This window comes from Nocardia sp. JCM 38205 (assembly GCF_058222935.1).
On sequence record NZ_JBYHFL010000001.1, the window covers coordinates 639,142 to 653,760 of the forward strand.

At 70.5% G+C, this 14,619-nt stretch carries 16 protein-coding genes; 8 read left to right on the forward strand and 8 right to left on the reverse strand.

Annotated features, from left to right (window positions below; all coding sequences use genetic code 11):
- Positions 1–307 precede the first annotated feature (307 nt).
- On the reverse strand, positions 308–1,363 hold the full coding sequence (locus tag AC4HOU_RS02940) for an NADPH-dependent curcumin/dihydrocurcumin reductase (protein WP_163810654.1): 1,056 nt from the start codon (positions 1,361–1,363) through the stop codon (positions 308–310).
- Between the two features lie 47 nt (positions 1,364–1,410).
- The gene (locus AC4HOU_RS02945) at positions 1,411–1,980 is read right to left on the reverse strand and encodes a TetR family transcriptional regulator (protein WP_195019557.1); all 570 of its coding nucleotides are present in this window, start codon (positions 1,978–1,980) and stop codon (positions 1,411–1,413) included.
- An 89-nt stretch (positions 1,981–2,069) separates the two neighbouring features.
- Between AC4HOU_RS02945 and AC4HOU_RS02950 the strand changes: the two genes are divergently transcribed.
- Positions 2,070–2,531 (forward strand): DUF4334 domain-containing protein, encoded by a 462-nt coding sequence (locus tag AC4HOU_RS02950; RefSeq protein ID WP_163810650.1) that lies wholly within the window; start codon positions 2,070–2,072, stop codon positions 2,529–2,531.
- The gene (locus AC4HOU_RS02955) at positions 2,531–3,619 is read left to right on the forward strand and encodes an NAD(P)-dependent alcohol dehydrogenase (protein WP_490724106.1); all 1,089 of its coding nucleotides are present in this window, start codon (positions 2,531–2,533) and stop codon (positions 3,617–3,619) included. The genes AC4HOU_RS02950 and AC4HOU_RS02955 overlap by 1 nt, the downstream gene beginning before the upstream one ends.
- Here the strand turns inward: AC4HOU_RS02955 and AC4HOU_RS02960 are convergent.
- The gene (locus AC4HOU_RS02960) at positions 3,609–4,442 is read right to left on the reverse strand and encodes an AraC family transcriptional regulator (RefSeq protein ID WP_228815097.1); all 834 of its coding nucleotides are present in this window, start codon (positions 4,440–4,442) and stop codon (positions 3,609–3,611) included. The two genes, AC4HOU_RS02955 and AC4HOU_RS02960, sit on opposite strands and share 11 nt — an antisense overlap.
- Before the next feature lie 77 nt (positions 4,443–4,519).
- On the opposite strand from AC4HOU_RS02960, the gene AC4HOU_RS02965 reads away from it, so the two are divergent.
- Positions 4,520–5,338: an alpha/beta fold hydrolase gene (locus AC4HOU_RS02965; protein ID WP_195019559.1), complete on the forward strand. Its 819-nt coding sequence runs from the start codon at positions 4,520–4,522 to the stop codon at positions 5,336–5,338.
- A gap of 40 nt (positions 5,339–5,378) precedes the next feature.
- Here the strand turns inward: AC4HOU_RS02965 and AC4HOU_RS02970 are convergent, their stop codons facing one another.
- Together AC4HOU_RS02970 and AC4HOU_RS02975 are read right to left on the reverse strand one after the other, a co-directional pair.
- On the reverse strand, positions 5,379–5,711 hold the full coding sequence (locus AC4HOU_RS02970; RefSeq protein WP_163810644.1) for an ArsR/SmtB family transcription factor: 333 nt from the start codon (positions 5,709–5,711) through the stop codon (positions 5,379–5,381).
- Entirely contained in the window at positions 5,701–6,132 is a 432-nt protein-coding gene (locus AC4HOU_RS02975) for an SRPBCC domain-containing protein (RefSeq protein ID WP_194992808.1), read from the reverse strand. Before AC4HOU_RS02975 ends, AC4HOU_RS02970 begins: the two co-directional genes overlap by 11 nt.
- Positions 6,133–6,642: 510 nt before the next feature.
- Between AC4HOU_RS02975 and cobG the strand changes: the two genes are divergently transcribed.
- The 5 genes from cobG (at position 6,643) to AC4HOU_RS03000 (ending at position 11,841) form a co-directional block, all read left to right on the forward strand.
- Positions 6,643–7,821, forward strand: coding sequence for a precorrin-3B synthase (gene cobG / locus AC4HOU_RS02980; RefSeq protein ID WP_195019560.1), 1,179 nt, complete (start codon positions 6,643–6,645; stop codon positions 7,819–7,821).
- Positions 7,822–8,034: 213 nt separating this feature from the next.
- Positions 8,035–8,670 carry a precorrin-8X methylmutase gene (locus AC4HOU_RS02985; RefSeq protein ID WP_195019561.1) on the forward strand — a complete coding sequence of 212 codons (636 nt, stop codon included), beginning with the start codon at positions 8,035–8,037 and terminating at the stop codon, positions 8,668–8,670.
- Positions 8,667–10,262, forward strand: coding sequence for a precorrin-2 C(20)-methyltransferase (locus AC4HOU_RS02990; RefSeq protein WP_195019562.1), 1,596 nt, complete (start codon positions 8,667–8,669; stop codon positions 10,260–10,262). The genes AC4HOU_RS02985 and AC4HOU_RS02990 overlap by 4 nt, the downstream gene beginning before the upstream one ends.
- A gap of 150 nt (positions 10,263–10,412) precedes the next feature.
- Positions 10,413–10,964, forward strand: a complete 552-nt coding sequence (locus AC4HOU_RS02995) for a PadR family transcriptional regulator (RefSeq protein WP_416383085.1) — start codon at positions 10,413–10,415, stop codon at positions 10,962–10,964.
- Positions 10,965–11,196: 232 nt separating this feature from the next.
- On the forward strand, positions 11,197–11,841 hold the full coding sequence (locus AC4HOU_RS03000) for a dihydrofolate reductase family protein (protein ID WP_163810634.1): 645 nt from the start codon (positions 11,197–11,199) through the stop codon (positions 11,839–11,841).
- 10 nt (positions 11,842–11,851) lie between these two features.
- Here AC4HOU_RS03000 and AC4HOU_RS03005 read toward each other — a convergent pair whose 3' ends face one another.
- From AC4HOU_RS03005 to cbiE, 3 genes are all read right to left on the reverse strand, one after another.
- Complete coding sequence (locus AC4HOU_RS03005) at positions 11,852–12,622, reverse strand: cobalt-precorrin-6A reductase (RefSeq protein ID WP_195020782.1); 771 nt, start codon at positions 12,620–12,622, stop codon at positions 11,852–11,854.
- Positions 12,619–13,242 (reverse strand): DUF8020 domain-containing protein, encoded by a 624-nt coding sequence (locus AC4HOU_RS03010; protein ID WP_163810632.1) that lies wholly within the window; start codon positions 13,240–13,242, stop codon positions 12,619–12,621. The genes AC4HOU_RS03005 and AC4HOU_RS03010 overlap by 4 nt, the downstream gene beginning before the upstream one ends.
- Positions 13,243–13,350: 108 nt before the next feature.
- The gene (gene cbiE, locus AC4HOU_RS03015; protein WP_195019563.1) at positions 13,351–14,601 is read right to left on the reverse strand and encodes a precorrin-6y C5,15-methyltransferase (decarboxylating) subunit CbiE; all 1,251 of its coding nucleotides are present in this window, start codon (positions 14,599–14,601) and stop codon (positions 13,351–13,353) included.
- Positions 14,602–14,619: the final 18 nt, after the last annotated feature.

Below are 14,619 nucleotides of genomic sequence, written 5' to 3' on the forward strand. Positions count from 1 at the left end.
AGACCTTCCTCGGGTGACGCGCCCAGCGGGTTAGCGCTCGCCGGAGAGGGTCTGGCTGTTCACAGTGGCGCGACCGCACCGGAATTTCACCGGTTTCCTCATCGCCCGCCGAGCCCCCGGATGCTACCGCGCGAGCCGCCGGGCGCCCGCATCGCCCGCGGACAGGCCGCCGACGCCTGCTGTCCTCGTGCCCGCGTCGCGCCGCCGGCTCGGCCGACTCATCCGGGTCGACCGGGACGGTGGCATCGGCGCGGCATTCGCTTCCCCGGATATCACTCGGCGGAGGGGTTGGCGTATCGCCGCTCCGCTACTCGGCGACGCGCACCAGCAGCTTGCCCACATTGTTGCCGACCAGCAGGCCCTGGAACGCGGTCACCGCCTGGTCCAGGCCGTCCACGATGTCCTCGAGGTAGGCCAGGCGGCCGTCGGCGACCCAGGCGGTGGCCTGGTGCAGGAAATCCTCCATCTGGGTCGGCGCGAATTCGGTCTGGATGAAGCCGCGCACAGTGAGGCTCTTGCGCAGGATCAGGCCCATGAGCAGGCCGAGGCGGTCGGGGCCCGGCGGGAGTTCGGTCGCGTTGTAGGCGGCGGCGAGCCCGCAGACCGGGATCCGGGCGAAGCTGTTGAGCCGCGGCAGTACCGCGTCCAGGACCGCGCCGCCGACGTTCTCGAAATAGACGTCGATGCCGTCCGGGGTGGCGGCGGCCAGCTGGTCGGCGAAGTCGTCGGCGCGATGGTCGATGGCGGCGTCGAAGCCGAACTTCTCGGTCAGCAGCCGCACCTTCTCCGGGCCGCCGGCGATGCCGACGGTGCGGGCACCCTCCAGTTTCGCGATCTGCCCGACCGCCGACCCCACCGGACCGGTGGCGGCGGCCACGACCAGCGTCTCGCCCGGCTGCGGTTTCCCGATATTGCGCAGCCCCGCGTAGGCGGTGAATCCCGGCATCCCGAGCACGCCGAGCGCGGTGGTCACCGGCGCCTTCGCCGGATCGAGCGGACGCAGGTAGGCCGCCGATTCCAGCGAATGGGTCTGCCAGCCGCCGTACCCGAGCACGATATCGCCGGGCCGCACCGCACTGTCACGCGATTCCAGCACCCGCGACACGGTGGCGCCGACCATGGTCGCGCCGATCGCCACCGGCGGTGCGTAGGAGGGTGCATCGCTCATCCGCCCGCGCATGTACGGATCCAGCGACAGGTACAGCGTTTGCAGCAGTGCCTGGCCGTCACCGGGCTCGGGCAATTCGGCGGTCTCGGTGCGGAAGTTCTCCGGCTGCGGCGCACCGACCGGACGGGACGCCAGCACGATACGAGTGGTCTCGACGGACACGGTTCCTCCTATGGGTCGGTGTGGTTCGATCATGCGCCTCGCGCGCACCGGCGGAAACGGCGGCCCGGAACGCGGGCACACTACGGCGCGACGAGTCGCCGGGCCGCCAGCACGGTCGCGGCCCGATGCGCCGCCGCCCGCTGCGTCCCGCCCGCGCGCCGCCCCGCGACCGCGGCGTGCATGGCGCTGGTGCGGGCCAGATCGGTGAGCATGCGCAGCAGCGCCGGGGCCGGGATGTCGGCGGTGATCAGCCCTTCCTGTTGTCCGCGGCGCAGTTCGGCGAGTTTCGGGTCGATGGTGCGGCGTACCACCCGGGCGACGTCCTCGTCGTCGGCGGGTTCGAGTTCGGACCAGGCTTGTAAGCGCGCGTTGTCCGGGTTCGCGACGAAATGGTCGAACAGCCGGCCCACATAGCCGGGCAGATCGTCGGTGCGCAGGGCGGTTTCGGCCGTGGTTTCGGCGGTCCAGCGTTCGGTGACGGCCAGGTAGAGCTCGCGTTTCCCGGGGAAGTAGGCGTAGAGCCGGTCTTTGCTGGCCCGGGCCGCGGCGGCGATGCGGTTGATCCTGGCTCCGGCGATGCCGTACTCCGCGAACTCGGCCTTGGCCGCCGCGAGAATCCGCTCCCGGGTCGCCTCACCTGCCGCACGCATGCCGGCATCGTAGCTTGCCGAACCATTTGGTTCGGAACTATGGTCGTTGGCGAACCAAACGGTTCTGGAACCGGCGAGACGAGGACACGATGACCGCGCGATGGCAGGAACTCAGGGATCGGACCGAGGGGGTTTCGGCCGCCGAACTGGACGACCTGTGGGGCCGGCTGCGGCCCGCCCGCGCCGAGGACATCCTCGGCGAATGGCGCGGTGACGCGTTCCAGACCGGCCACCCGCTGTGCCGGGCACTGCCGGCCAGCCGCTGGTACGGCAAGACGTTCCTGGCGCTCGACGACGCGAAACCACTGATCTGCCGGGCCGAGGACGGCACCCTGTTCTCGAACGTCGAACTCGGGCAGGGCGAAGCGACGCTGTGGAATATCGAATTCCGCGGCGAGGTCACCGCGACGATGGTCTACGACGGGCGCGCGGTCTTCGATCATTTCAAGTGGCTCGACGAGACCACTCTGATGGGCATCATGAACGGGCGCCCCGAACTGGTGCTCTCGCGCGGTGAGCATTTCTACTTCCTGTTGGAGCGGGTGTCTTGATGCGCACGACCGCGGTGCTCTCGCGTGACCCGTCCGCGCCCTTCACGATCGAGACGGTCGAGGTCGACCGAGCACGCGCCGGTGAGGTGCTGGTGCGGATCCACGCCGCCGGCGTGTGCCACACCGACCTGGTGAGCCGGCGCGCGGGCGCCGCCGACCGGCCGGTGCTGCTCGGGCACGAAGGAGCGGGCGTGGTCGAGGCGGTCGGCGCGGACGTGCGTTCGGTGCGACCGGGCGATCACGTGGTGCTGACGTTCCGGCATTGCGGCGCGTGCGCGAACTGCCGGGCCGGACGTCCGGCCTACTGCAGGCGCGCGAACGCGTTGAACCAGTTCGGCCGGCGCGCGCACGAGCAGCCACGAGTGACCGTCGACGGCGCCTCGGTGCTGGACGGTTTCTTCGGGCAGTCGAGCTTCGCCGGGTACGCACTCGCCGCCGAGGACAACACCGTCGTCATCGGCTCCGCGATCGACCTCGCCGTGGCGGCACCGTTCGGATGCGGATTCCAAACCGGCATGGGCGCCGTGCTCAACGTCCTCCGCCCGGAGCCCGGCTCCTGGTTGACCATCTACGGTGCGGGCGCGGTCGGGATGGCCGCGCTACTGGCCGCCCGGACGATCCCCGGAGTTCGTGTCGCCGTCGTGGAAACATCCGCCGCGCGCCGCGACCTCGCCCGTGAACTCGGCGCCGACGCCGCCATCGACCCGGCGGAATCGCCCACCACCCCGGCGATCCGCGAGCTGACCGGCGGCGGCGCGACCCATGCCCTCGACACCACCGGCGTCGCGAGCGTCCTCGGTGATGCCGTCGCCGCGCTCACCACGGGTGCGACGGTGGTCGCCGTCGGGCTGGGCGCCGGTACGCCGCCGATCGATATCAGCGAGATCGTGCTGCACGGCAAGACTATTTGCGGGTGCCTGGAGGGCGATGCGGTACCTGGCGAATTCATTCCGCATCTACTGCGGCTGCACGGGCGCGGTCTGCTGCCGGTGGAGCGGCTCATCGCCTGCTACCCGCACACCGAGATCGGTTCCGCGCTCGCGGATCAACGCGCGGGCCGGGTCGTCAAACCCGTCCTCACGTGGTGAGGTCCGGCGGCCACGCGATGTCATCGATCGCGAGCCACGGTGCTCGCGCCACAGCGGCCGGGGTCAGGTCGGTGATCGCCTTGGTGCGACGGTGCAGATGGGATTGGTCGGCGTAGCCGGCCTCGACCGCGGCGTCGGCGGGCGGGCGCCCTGCCGCCAGCAGGTGGGCGGCGTGGTCGAAACGCACGAGTTCGGCCGCGTGCTTGGGCGTCACCCCGACATGGGCACGGAAGCGAGACCAGAGCCGCTGACGGGACCAGCCGGTCTCCGCGGCGAGGGCCTGGATCCGGACCAGACCTCTGGTGCGCACGGCCTGGTCCCAGGCGAAGGCGATCTCCGGTGCGACATCGAACCTTCCAGGTACCCGGCTGCGCAGGAACGCGGCGGCGAGGGCGAACCGGTCGTCCCACGACGGCGCCGAGCGGAGTCGCTCGGTCAGCTCCGCGGACCGATTGCCCCACAGCCGCGCCATCGGTGTCACGGCGCCGCCGATGACGTCGGTGTCGCGCAGCACCGCCGCCGCGACCACGGGCGACAAGCGGATCTGCAGGACGTCACCCGAACCGGCACCGGCGATACGTATCGCACCGCCGTGCAGGCCGACGATCGCGCTTCCCGCGATCGGCCGCCCGAGTACGTCGTACACGATGCCGTTCTCACCGAGATCGATCAGAAGCGTGACCAGGGGGTGCGGGATCATCGTCAGGTCGACGGTAGCGACGTCGCGATAACGGAAACCGGCCATCCGGACGCCCGGAGCGGGGCGTCGGACGGGGACGACGACATCGACCCGGCTCCAGTCCCATCCGGCCGGTGCGGTCATGGTTCCCAGGCTAACCGCCGCACGCCGGCCCGACATTCGTTCAATACCGACGCCGAATCCGCGGCGACGCTATCGGTATGAGTGATTCGATTTCCGCAGGCACTCGTGTCGACACGACCGTGCACGGCGTGCATGTGTCCGTCGACGGAGACCCGGCCGCACCGCCCGTGCTACTGGTCCACGGTTCGGGCGCGACCGGCGCCACCTGGGCACCGGTGATTCCGTCGCTGACCACCGGCTACCGGGTCATCACGATCGACCTTCCCGGATGCGGCCGCTCCGCGCCTGCGCCGACGTACGCCGTTGCGCAGCAAGCGGATCGGACGGCGATGGTGCTGGATGAGCTCGGCATCCGGAACCCGACGGTGGTCGGACATTCCAGCGGCGGGTACGTCGCCACCGCACTGGTGGAGCGGCGGCCAGACCTGGTCGGTGAACTCATCCTGGTCAGCACGGGACCAAGTCTGTCGGCGCTGCTTCCCGAGCCCGCGATCGTCCGGTTGCTGTCCACACCACCCTTCGGCCGGCTGGTGTGGGCGATTCGCACCGACTCGATGATCCGCCGGGCCGTCGCGGCGACGGCGGCGGTTCCCGTCACGGTGCCGGATGAGGCTCTGGCCGATCTGCGCGGGATGTCCTACCGAACCCTGCGCGCGATCCTGGCCGCCAACGGCGACTACATCGCCGCGCGGTCCGTGCCCGAGCGCCTCGTCGACGCCGGCAAGCCGGCTCTGGTGATCTTCGGAGATTCCGATCCCCGGTGGGATCCCGCATCGGCACACCAGTACGAGGCGGTGCCGGGCGCCGAGATCGCATACCTGCGCGGAGTCGGGCATATCGCGATGCTGGAGGACCCCGGCGCGCTGAGCCGCCTGATTCTCGACCGCGCGCAGTAGGCGGTCGGGCGCGGCTTCCGGCAGGCCGCGCCCGACGCCCTCACGACCGATCGAGATGGTCCTTCAACACATCGAGCCGACTGTCCCAATCGCGGGCGAGCGCAGCGAGGAATTGCTGCGCCACCCGCATGGGCGCCGAATGCAATCGGTAACGCACACGGCGACGCTCGCCCGGTTCGGCGACGACCAGCCCGGCTTCCGACAGCAGCGCAAGGTGTTTCGCGATCGCCTGCCTGGTGATCGGGAGCCCGGCGGCCAGATCGGTGGCCGTGGCGGGCCCTGCCGAGGCCAGCTCCGCCAGGATGGCACGGCGGCTCGGATCGGCCAGTGCGATGAAGACCTGTTCGGCGATCGCCTCGTTCTCAGGCAGCATCGAGATAGGTCACCAGTTCCCCGAGCTCCTTTGCCCACCCGTCGACATTGCCGGAATGGGCGGTCTTGTGTTCGTCGGCGGCGAGTTGCGCGAATCCGGTCTCCACGACGGTCAATCGGGTGCCGTCGCCGGTGGGTTCCAGGGTGAACTCCACGTAGGTGCGGCGCGGATCCTCGGCGGGCAGGCCATAGATCTGCCAGGTGAAACCGAAGATGCGCGGGCGCTCGACCCGTTCCACCCGCAGTTGGTGCGAGCCGTGCTCGTCCCAGCGCAGCCAGGCCTCGCCGCCGGGGCGTAGATCGATGCTCGCCTCATTGCCGAACCAGGTGCCAAGCCCCTCTGCCGTGGTAATCGCCGTCCACACCTTCTCCGGCGGATGCGCCAGCTCGACGGTCCGCTCGATTCGATCAGGAAATCCCATGATGCACTCCTTAGTAGCAACCCAACGGTTGCAATAGTATGGCAACTGATTGGTTGCGTCAATGTTTGGCGCTCCCCGCTCTCCGATAGGCGGGCGTCGCCCCGGTCGCCGTAGTCGGGGGTCGCCGGTCGCCGTTCTCGGGGTCGCCGGTCGCCGTTGTCGAGGGTCGCCGGTCGCCGTAGTCGAGGGTCGCCGGTCGTTGTAGTCGGTTGACGTCGCCGGTAGTCGTGCCGGTGGTCGTGCCGGTCGCCGTCGCCGGTGGTCGTCGCCGGTCGTCGCCGGTGGCCGTTACCAGTAGCTGTCGCCGGTCGCCATCCGGTCGCGGTCACCTGGCCGTCGCCGTGACCGTCAGGGTCGTCACCGGGCGCCGTCACCAGGGACCGGTCCCGTCGCTGGTGGCCGTTGTCGCGCGCCGGCGCCGGTACCGTGCGCGTTGATAAATCCCGCGAGCGGCCTCCGCCCGGAGACAGCCGACCGAGCCCGTCGGCAGGCCCGTAAGCTGGACCGATCATGGCGCGCACTGATTCGGATTCCTGCCCTGGCGTGTTGCGGTTGCACGAGGCCGCCGATGGACCGCTGGCGCGCGTGCGTGTGCCCGGCGGACGGCTGGAACCGCACCAGGTGCAGGCGCTGGCGGCGGCCGCCGACGAGCTCGGCGACGGCAATATCGAACTCACCTCACGCGGCAACGTGCAGCTGCGGCAGGTGCGCGATGCCCGTGAGCTGACCGGCCGATTGGAAGCGGCGGGACTGCTGCCCAGCCGTACACACGAGCGGATACGCAATATCGTCGCCTCGCCGCTGTCGGGACGGATCGGCGGGCTCGCGGATGTGCACCCGCTGGTGGGCTCCCTCGATGCCGGATTGCGTGCGGCGCGGCGGCTCGCGGACCTGCCCGGACGGGTGCTCTTCGCGCTGGATGACGGGCGCGGCGACGTCAGCGCGCTCGGCCCCGATATCGGTGCGCACGCCGTCGGCGCCGACGAGTTCGCCATCCTGCTCGCCGGTCACGACAGCGGCCTGCGGGTCTCGGCCGCCGATACCGCAGACGTGCTGCTGGCGGCCGCGTACGGATTCCTCGAGCTCGGCTCCGGCCATTGGCGACTGCACGAGATCGAGGACGGCGTCGAACGTCTCGTCGAGTCACTCGGGCTCACGCCGGTCTCGGCGCGTGTGGACATCGCCGCCGCGCCGCCCCCTCCGATCGGTTGGCTCCCGCAGGACAACGGCCTGGTCGCGCTGGGCGCGGGCGTGCGCCTGGGTTCCCTGCCCGCCCGCACAGCGGAGTTCCTCGCCGCCGTCGAGCGCCCCGTCTTCCTGACCCCCTGGCGCTCGCTGGTGCTCACCGACCTCGACGAATGGCCCGCTGAGCAGGTGGTGCGCGTGCTCGCCCCCATGGGCCTGATCTTCGACGCGAACTCCCCCTGGCTGCAGGTCACCGCCTGCGCCGGCCGCCCCGGCTGCGCCAAATCCCACACCGACGTCCGCGCCGACGCCACCGCCGCCATCGAATCCGGCCGCGTCGCCCCACCCGGCACGGAGGTTCCTTCCCTCGAAGCCCCGACTCCCGCCGACCAGATCATCGCCGCGGGCCGCCAGCACTGGTCCGGCTGCGACCGCCACTGCGGCCGCCCCACCGGCCCGATCACCGACGTCACCGCGGGTCCCGACGGATACCGGATCGAATAGTCCTGGGCAATCGGCTGCCGGACCGATCATCGGCAGGCGCCAGCCCGGGCGCCGTCCCCAGCCGGCGGCCGGGGGAACGTGGCCGCTGAACCGGCCGTGTCATCGGCCGCGACGGTGGACATCTGGATCCCCGACGCTGCGTGATCGTGGGCGCGAGCCGACGTGGTCGACCCACGGCAAGGCGCACGCGGGCCCGGTCATAGGCTGAGCGGCATGTCCGACGTGCGTGCCAGTTATCTCACCGACGCGGCCGAGATCTATCGGCGGTCGTTCGCCACGATCCGCGCCGAGGCGGATCTGAGCGGGTTTCCGCCGGATGTCGCGCAGGTGGTGGTGCGGATGATCCATGGATGCGGGCAGGTGGATTTGGCGGAAGATGTCGCGTTCACTCCGGGAGTGGTTGCTGCGGCGCGGGCGGCCCTGCGGGCGGGGGCGCCGATTCTGTGTGATGCGAACATGGTGGCCTCCGGAGTGACGCGCAAGCGGCTGCCTGCCGATAACGAGGTGCTCTGCCTGCTGCGCGACCCGCGAGTGCCGGAGTTGGCGCTGCGGCTGGGCACCACCCGGTCGGCGGCCGCGCTGGAACTGTGGCGCGACCGGCTCGGCGGCGCGGTGGTCGCCATCGGCAATGCGCCGACGGCGCTGTTCCACCTGCTCGACATGCTGGATGCCGGAGCGCCGCGACCGGCGGCGGTACTCGGCATCCCGGTCGGATTCGTCGGCGCCGTCGAATCCAAGGACGCCCTGATCGAGGCCGGCGGGGTCGACTACCTGACCGTGCGCGGCAGGCGCGGGGGCAGCGCCATCACCGCCTCGGCACTGAATGCGATTGCGAGCGAACAGGAATGACCACGGCGGGCAAACTGTGGGGCATCGGGCTCGGCCCCGGCGACCCGGAACTGGTGACGGTCAAGGCGGCGCGGATCATCGGCGCGGCCGACGTGATCGCCTTCCACAGCGCACGGCACGGACGCAGCATCTCGCGCGCCATCGCCGAACCGTACATGCGGCCGGGTCAGCTCGAAGAACATCTCGTCTACCCGGTGACGACCGAGACCACCGATCACCCCGGCGGCTATCAAGGCGCCATCGACGAGTTCTACGAGCAGGCCGCCGAACGACTGGCCGCTCACCTGGCCGCCGGGCGCAGCGTCGCGCTGCTGGCCGCGGGCGATCCGCTGTTCTACAGCTCCTACATGCATATGCACCGGCGGCTGGCCGACCGGTTCGAGGCCGAGATCATCCCAGGCATCACCTCGGTGAGCGCGGCGTCGGCGGCACTCGGCACCCCGTTGGTCGAGGGCGAACAGGTGCTGACCGTGCTGCCGGGCACGATGGCTGTCGACGAACTCACCGAACGCCTGCGCGACGCCGATGCCGCTGCCGTCATGAAGCTCGGCCGCACCTATCCCGCGGTGCGCCGGGCACTCTCGGATGCCGGCAAGCTGGGCGAGGCCTACTACGTCGAGCGGGCCAGCACCGGGCGTCAGCGGGTGCTGCCCGCCGCCGACGTGGCCGATGACGAGGTCCCCTACTTCGCCATCACCATCGTGCCCGGACCGGAACCGACCACGCCGTTGCGCCTGAGCGCGCCATCCGGAAATCGTTCGGACGCACAGCATTCGGCCGGCCATGCCGGTGTGGCCGATTCGGCGACGGCCTTCGATCCGATCACGCCGACCGAGCAGCCGGCCGATTCCGGCGAAGTGGTCGTGGTCGGTCTCGGCCCGGGCGCGACCGCGTGGACGACCCCGGAAGTGGAGCGCGCGCTCGCCGAGGCGACCGACCTCGTCGGCTACACCACCTACGTCGACCGCGTGCCGGTGCGTCCCGGCCAGCGCAGGCACGCCAGCGACAACCGGGTCGAATCCGAGCGCGCGGCCATGGCATTGGATCTGGCCAAGAACGGTGCGCGGGTCGCGGTCGTCTCCTCCGGCGACCCGGGCGTCTTCGCGATGGCCGCCGCTGTGCTCGAGGAATCGGCCGATCCGCAGTGGAAGGGGGTTCCCGTCCGGGTGCTGCCAGGGGTGACCGCCGCCAATGCCGTCGCGAGCCGGGTCGGCGCACCACTCGGCCACGACTACGCGATGATCTCGCTGTCGGATCGACTCAAACCGTGGGAGGTGGTCGCGCGCAGGCTGTCCGCGGCCGCGGCCGCGGATATGGCCATCGCCATCTACAACCCGGCGTCGAGCCAGCGCACCTGGCAGGTGGCCGCCATGCGCGAGGTGTTGCTCGAGCATCGCACCCCACTGACGCCGGTGGTGATCGGCCGCGACGTCGGCGGCCCCACCGAATCCGTTCGCGTGGTCTCGCTGGGTGATCTCGACCCGTCCGACGTCGACATGCGGACGCTGCTCATCATCGGCGCCTCGACCACCGCGGTCGTCGAGACCGAGGACGGACCGCGGGTCTACACCTCCCGGCGCTACCAGGTCTGAGTCGCTGCCCGCAGTCGGTTCCGGCAGCGGGTAGACTCGTCAACATTCCACTATGGAGTGTTGAAGGGAGCCGGAGTGGCGAACCGCGCGCGGACACGACCGCTGAACTCGACGGCCGCCTCCCTCCTCGGCTTCCTGCACGAGGGCCCGATGTCCGGGTGGGATCTGGTGAACCTGGCCCAGGAGCGGATCGGCGATTTCTGGACCATCACCCAGAGCCAGGTCTACCGCGAGCTCGCCGCCATGGACGCCGCGGGCCTGGTCGAGAAGGGGCAGACCGGTGCCCGCGAACGCACTCCCTACCAGATCACCGAGGCCGGACGCGGCGCCTTCCGCGAGTGGATCGCCCGCGACCCCGGCGCCGAAACCATCCGGGTCCCCCTGCTGCTGACGATGTCGTTCGGCGAACACCTCGACCCGGCCCATCTGGACGAGATCATCGCCGCGGGCCGCGACGTCCATCAGCGCCGCCTCGACGGTTACCTGCGCGAAGACTGCGCAGGCATGCGCCCCCACCAACGTGCCACCCTCGAATTCGGCATCGCCTACGAACGCGCCGTCCTCGAATGGTTCGACCGCCTCCCCGCCCTCCTCGGCCGCGACCGCCCCGAGGTGGGTGCGGCGGTGCCGTCGCCGCAGCGGGATCGACCACGCCTCCATGACACCACCGGGGTTGGCGAACGGACCGGAGCCGGTCACTGAGGTGATCGATCGGTCGATGCCCGAACCCGGCCGGCCGTCAGCCTGAATCCGCCGCCCGCCGGCGCGCTTCGGGGGTTGATCGGCGCGGTGCGACGTTGAGTTGAGCCAACTCACCCGCACCACCAGACCGGACGACCGCAACCGCGACAGTCGTCATCCCAACTGGTTGCATTGCCGAAGCAGTGCCGGTACGTTCATAACTGCTTGCGAATTGCAATCAGAAAGGGTTCCGATGACACAGTTCGTGCGGGTGCAGAACTTCAGCATTTCCCGCGATGGGTACGGCGCCGGCGTCGGGCAGAGCCTGGAGCGGCCGTTCGGGCATGCGAATCCGGCGGACTTCATGTCCTGGGCGGGAGCCACCGCGCACTGGGTGAACCGGACAGAGCCGGGCGGGACCTACGGCCTCGACGACTACATCACTCGTGATTACGCCAACAATATCGGCGCGGAGATCATGGGGCGCAACAAGTTCGGACCGCAGCGGGGGCCGTGGGAGAACTACGACTGGCAGGGCTGGTGGGGCGATGAACCTCCGTTCCGCACCCCGGTTTTCGTGCTCACTCATCACCCGCGGCCGTCCTTCACGCTGGCCGACACCACGTTCCACTTCCTCGATGCGACCCCGGAACACGCCCTGGCCCGCGCCTTCGAGGCCGCCGACGGCAAGGATGTCCGGATCGGCGGCGGAGTGGCCACGGTGCGGCAGTTCCTCGACGCCGATCTCATCGACCAACTGCACGTGGTGGTCGCGCCCGTCGAACTGGGCAAGGGGGAACGGTTGTGGTCGAGCCCGGACGAACTGACCGATCGTTTTCATCTCGAGCGGATTCCGAGCCCCAGCGGGGTGGTGCACCACTTCTTCTGGCGGCGGTGAACGCCCATCGTCACGAGTCCACGAGCCCTGGTCGAGCGCCGCTGTCCCCGCGACGATGTAACCACTCCACCGCATCGGCAACGGTAGCGACGACCTCGATGCCCGCGGGGAGCGCGGGCCGGTCGATCATCAGCACCGGCAGCCGCGCCGCGCGCGCGGCCGTGAGTTTCGCGGCGGTATCGGCGCCTCCGCTGTCCTTGGTGACGAGGACGTCGATCCGGTGCCGGGCCAGGAGTTCGGACTCCGCTTCGACACTGAAAGGCCCACGCGCGAGCAGCAATTCGTGGCGCGGCGGCAACGCCGTTTCGGGTGCGTCGATGGCGCGGATGAGGAACCACTGAGCGCGATGGCCGGCGAACGCGCCGACACCCTGGCGTCCGATGGTGAGAAATACCCGCTCCCCCAACTCGGTGACTCGCGCGGCCGCGGCCGCGAGGTCGGGCACGCGAATCCAGGTGTCGCCCGGACCGGCCGACCAGCCCGGGCGGCTCAGCCGCAGCAAGGGAGTGCCGGCGGCGCGACAGGCGATCACCGCATTGCCGGTGATGGTGTCGGCGAACGGGTGGGTCGCGTCGACGACGGCATCGATCCGCCGGGTCAGCAGGAACTCGCGCAGGCCCTGTGGTCCGCCGAACCCGCCGACGCGGACCTCGCCGGGCGGCAGGAGGGGGTCGCGAACACGTCCGGCGAGCGAGGAGACGATCGCGAATCCTCGCTCGCCGGAGGCGATGCGGGCCAGTTCCCGGGCCTGCCGGGTTCCGCCCAGGATCAGGATGTTCAGGGCTGGCCGCTGAAGTAGGCCAGGCCCGCGTTGAGCAGCTCCGGGCCACCCGCGACCGCGAGGCCGATGATGGCGCCGAGCACCGCGCCGGGCAGGATGCCGACACCGAAGAACAGGATGCCCACCGCGGCGCCGATCAGGCCGCCGACCAGCGCACCGAGCGAGGCCCGCTGCAGTTCGGCCATGAACCAGCCCTGGGCAGAGATGAACTCGGCCTGGCTCGGCGCTGCCGCGGTCGGGGTGACCTGCGGGGTCAGGGTGAGCTTGCTGCCGTCGGCGTCGACGCTCGCGGCGATCTCGACCGGCTGCCCCTTGGCGGTGGCGGTCAGCGGGATCGTGGTGACGACGGCGCCGTCGGCGTTCTTCAACGTCACCGTCTTGTCGTCGGTGTCGAGGCTGAAGGCGCCCCCGGTCACGGTGGTGACCAGCGACTTGCCGGCCTCGGCGAGCTCGAGGGTGTAGTCGACGCCCTGGTCTTCGCCGGTGACCGTTGGCACCGCGGTGCTCTGGTCCTGGGCGGCGGGCGGGGTGGGCGAAGGAGCGGCGTAGGAGGTTCCTGCGCTGACCCCGGTGGCGGCGACCGCGAGAAGAGCGGTGGCGGCGAACTTCTTGTACTTCATGTAACTCCCCGGTCAGGAAATTCGGTTTCCGATCGCGATCGGAACTCGGACCAGACCCTACCGCGTGGAACAGCCCTGTTTCACCCGTGGGCACGACCGGATCGCCGCTCAGGCCGAGCCCTTGACCACCGACCATTGCGCCACCGGCAGCTGCGGCCGCCACGCGGTGAACCCGCCGAGGGGCTCGGCCCGGTAGACCTGGAATTTGCGCAGCTCACCGCCGTGCGCGGCAGCGAGACCGACCAGCATGGCCTCGGTTTCGGCGGTCACCGCATTGGCCACCAGCCGCCCACCCTGGCCTAGATGTGACCAGCATGTCTCGAAGACGCCGTCCTGGGTGAGTCCGCCGCCGAGGAAGATCGCATCGGGTACGGGCAGGTCAGCGGTCGCGAGTTCGGCTCGGACCTCACCGCGCACCTCGACGGCCGGGGCGCCGAGCGCGGCGGCGTTGTCCGCGATCCGCTGCCTGCGCTGGCCGAGCCGTTCGAAACTCACCGCCCGGCAGCTGGGGTGGGTGCGGCACCATTCGATGGCGATGCTGCCGGAACCGCCGCCGACGTCCCAGAGCAGTTCGCCGGGGGCCGGTGCGAGAGCACTCAGGGTGAGTGCACGGATCTCGGATTTGGTGAGCTGGGTGTCGCGGCCGTACAGGATGTCGGGCAGCCCGGGCAGTCGAGTCGTGCGGGGCCGATCGGAATCGGCGGCGACCTCGATCGCCACGATATTGAGCGGGTCCGTGCGCGGGTCGTCCCAGGTCGAGGCGGTCGCGGTGACAATGCGCTCGCCGGAGCCGCCGAGCTGTTCCAGAACGGTGAGCGTCGAGGAGCCGAAACCGTTGCGGCTGAGCAGCTCTGCGATGACGGCGGGGGTGCCCGCGTCGGCGCTGAGCACGAGGATGCGGCGGCCGTCGGTGAGCTCGGGCAGCAGGTTCGCCGGTGCGCGGCCGACCGTCGAGACCACCGGGATCTCGGCGAGCGGCCAGCCCAACCGCGCGCAGGCCAGCGACGCCGACGACGGTTGCGGAAGCACCCGCAGCGAGGCCGGGCCGAAGAGCTTGGCCAGCGTCACGCCGATGCCGTAGAACATCGGATCGCCGCTGGCCAACACGCATATCCGGGCGTCGGCGTGCGCGCGCAGCAGGTCCGCGAGTGCGGGCAGCAGCGGGGACGGCCAGCTGATCCGCTGTGCGGTCACCTCGTCGGGGACGAGCGCGAGTTGGCGCGGCGAACCCATCAGCACGTCGCAGTGGGTGACCGACTCTCGTGCCGTCGTGCCGAGGCCGCCCCATCCGTCCGCGCCGATTCCGACGACCGCGATGGGAGCGCCGGACCATCGGAGGGGATCTGGGCGCCCGGTCATCGCGTCCATGGGGCAACC

Coding starts and splice junctions, on each gene's coding strand:
- AC4HOU_RS02940 (WP_163810654.1), bottom strand. CDS start 1,363: ATGATCGAACCACACCGACCCATAGGAGGAACCGTGTCCGTCGAGACC.
- AC4HOU_RS02945 (WP_195019557.1), bottom strand. CDS start 1,980: ATGCGTGCGGCAGGTGAGGCGACCCGGGAGCGGATTCTCGCGGCGGCC.
- AC4HOU_RS02950 (WP_163810650.1), top strand. CDS start 2,070: ATGACCGCGCGATGGCAGGAACTCAGGGATCGGACCGAGGGGGTTTCG.
- AC4HOU_RS02955 (WP_490724106.1), top strand. CDS start 2,531: ATGCGCACGACCGCGGTGCTCTCGCGTGACCCGTCCGCGCCCTTCACG.
- AC4HOU_RS02960 (WP_228815097.1), bottom strand. CDS start 4,442: ATGACCGCACCGGCCGGATGGGACTGGAGCCGGGTCGATGTCGTCGTC.
- AC4HOU_RS02965 (WP_195019559.1), top strand. CDS start 4,520: ATGAGTGATTCGATTTCCGCAGGCACTCGTGTCGACACGACCGTGCAC.
- AC4HOU_RS02970 (WP_163810644.1), bottom strand. CDS start 5,711: ATGCTGCCTGAGAACGAGGCGATCGCCGAACAGGTCTTCATCGCACTG.
- AC4HOU_RS02975 (WP_194992808.1), bottom strand. CDS start 6,132: ATGGGATTTCCTGATCGAATCGAGCGGACCGTCGAGCTGGCGCATCCG.
- cobG (WP_195019560.1), top strand. CDS start 6,643: ATGGCGCGCACTGATTCGGATTCCTGCCCTGGCGTGTTGCGGTTGCAC.
- AC4HOU_RS02985 (WP_195019561.1), top strand. CDS start 8,035: ATGTCCGACGTGCGTGCCAGTTATCTCACCGACGCGGCCGAGATCTAT.
- AC4HOU_RS02990 (WP_195019562.1), top strand. CDS start 8,667: ATGACCACGGCGGGCAAACTGTGGGGCATCGGGCTCGGCCCCGGCGAC.
- AC4HOU_RS02995 (WP_416383085.1), top strand. CDS start 10,413: ATGTCCGGGTGGGATCTGGTGAACCTGGCCCAGGAGCGGATCGGCGAT.
- AC4HOU_RS03000 (WP_163810634.1), top strand. CDS start 11,197: ATGACACAGTTCGTGCGGGTGCAGAACTTCAGCATTTCCCGCGATGGG.
- AC4HOU_RS03010 (WP_163810632.1), bottom strand. CDS start 13,242: ATGAAGTACAAGAAGTTCGCCGCCACCGCTCTTCTCGCGGTCGCCGCC.
- cbiE (WP_195019563.1), bottom strand. CDS start 14,601: ATGACCGGGCGCCCAGATCCCCTCCGATGGTCCGGCGCTCCCATCGCG.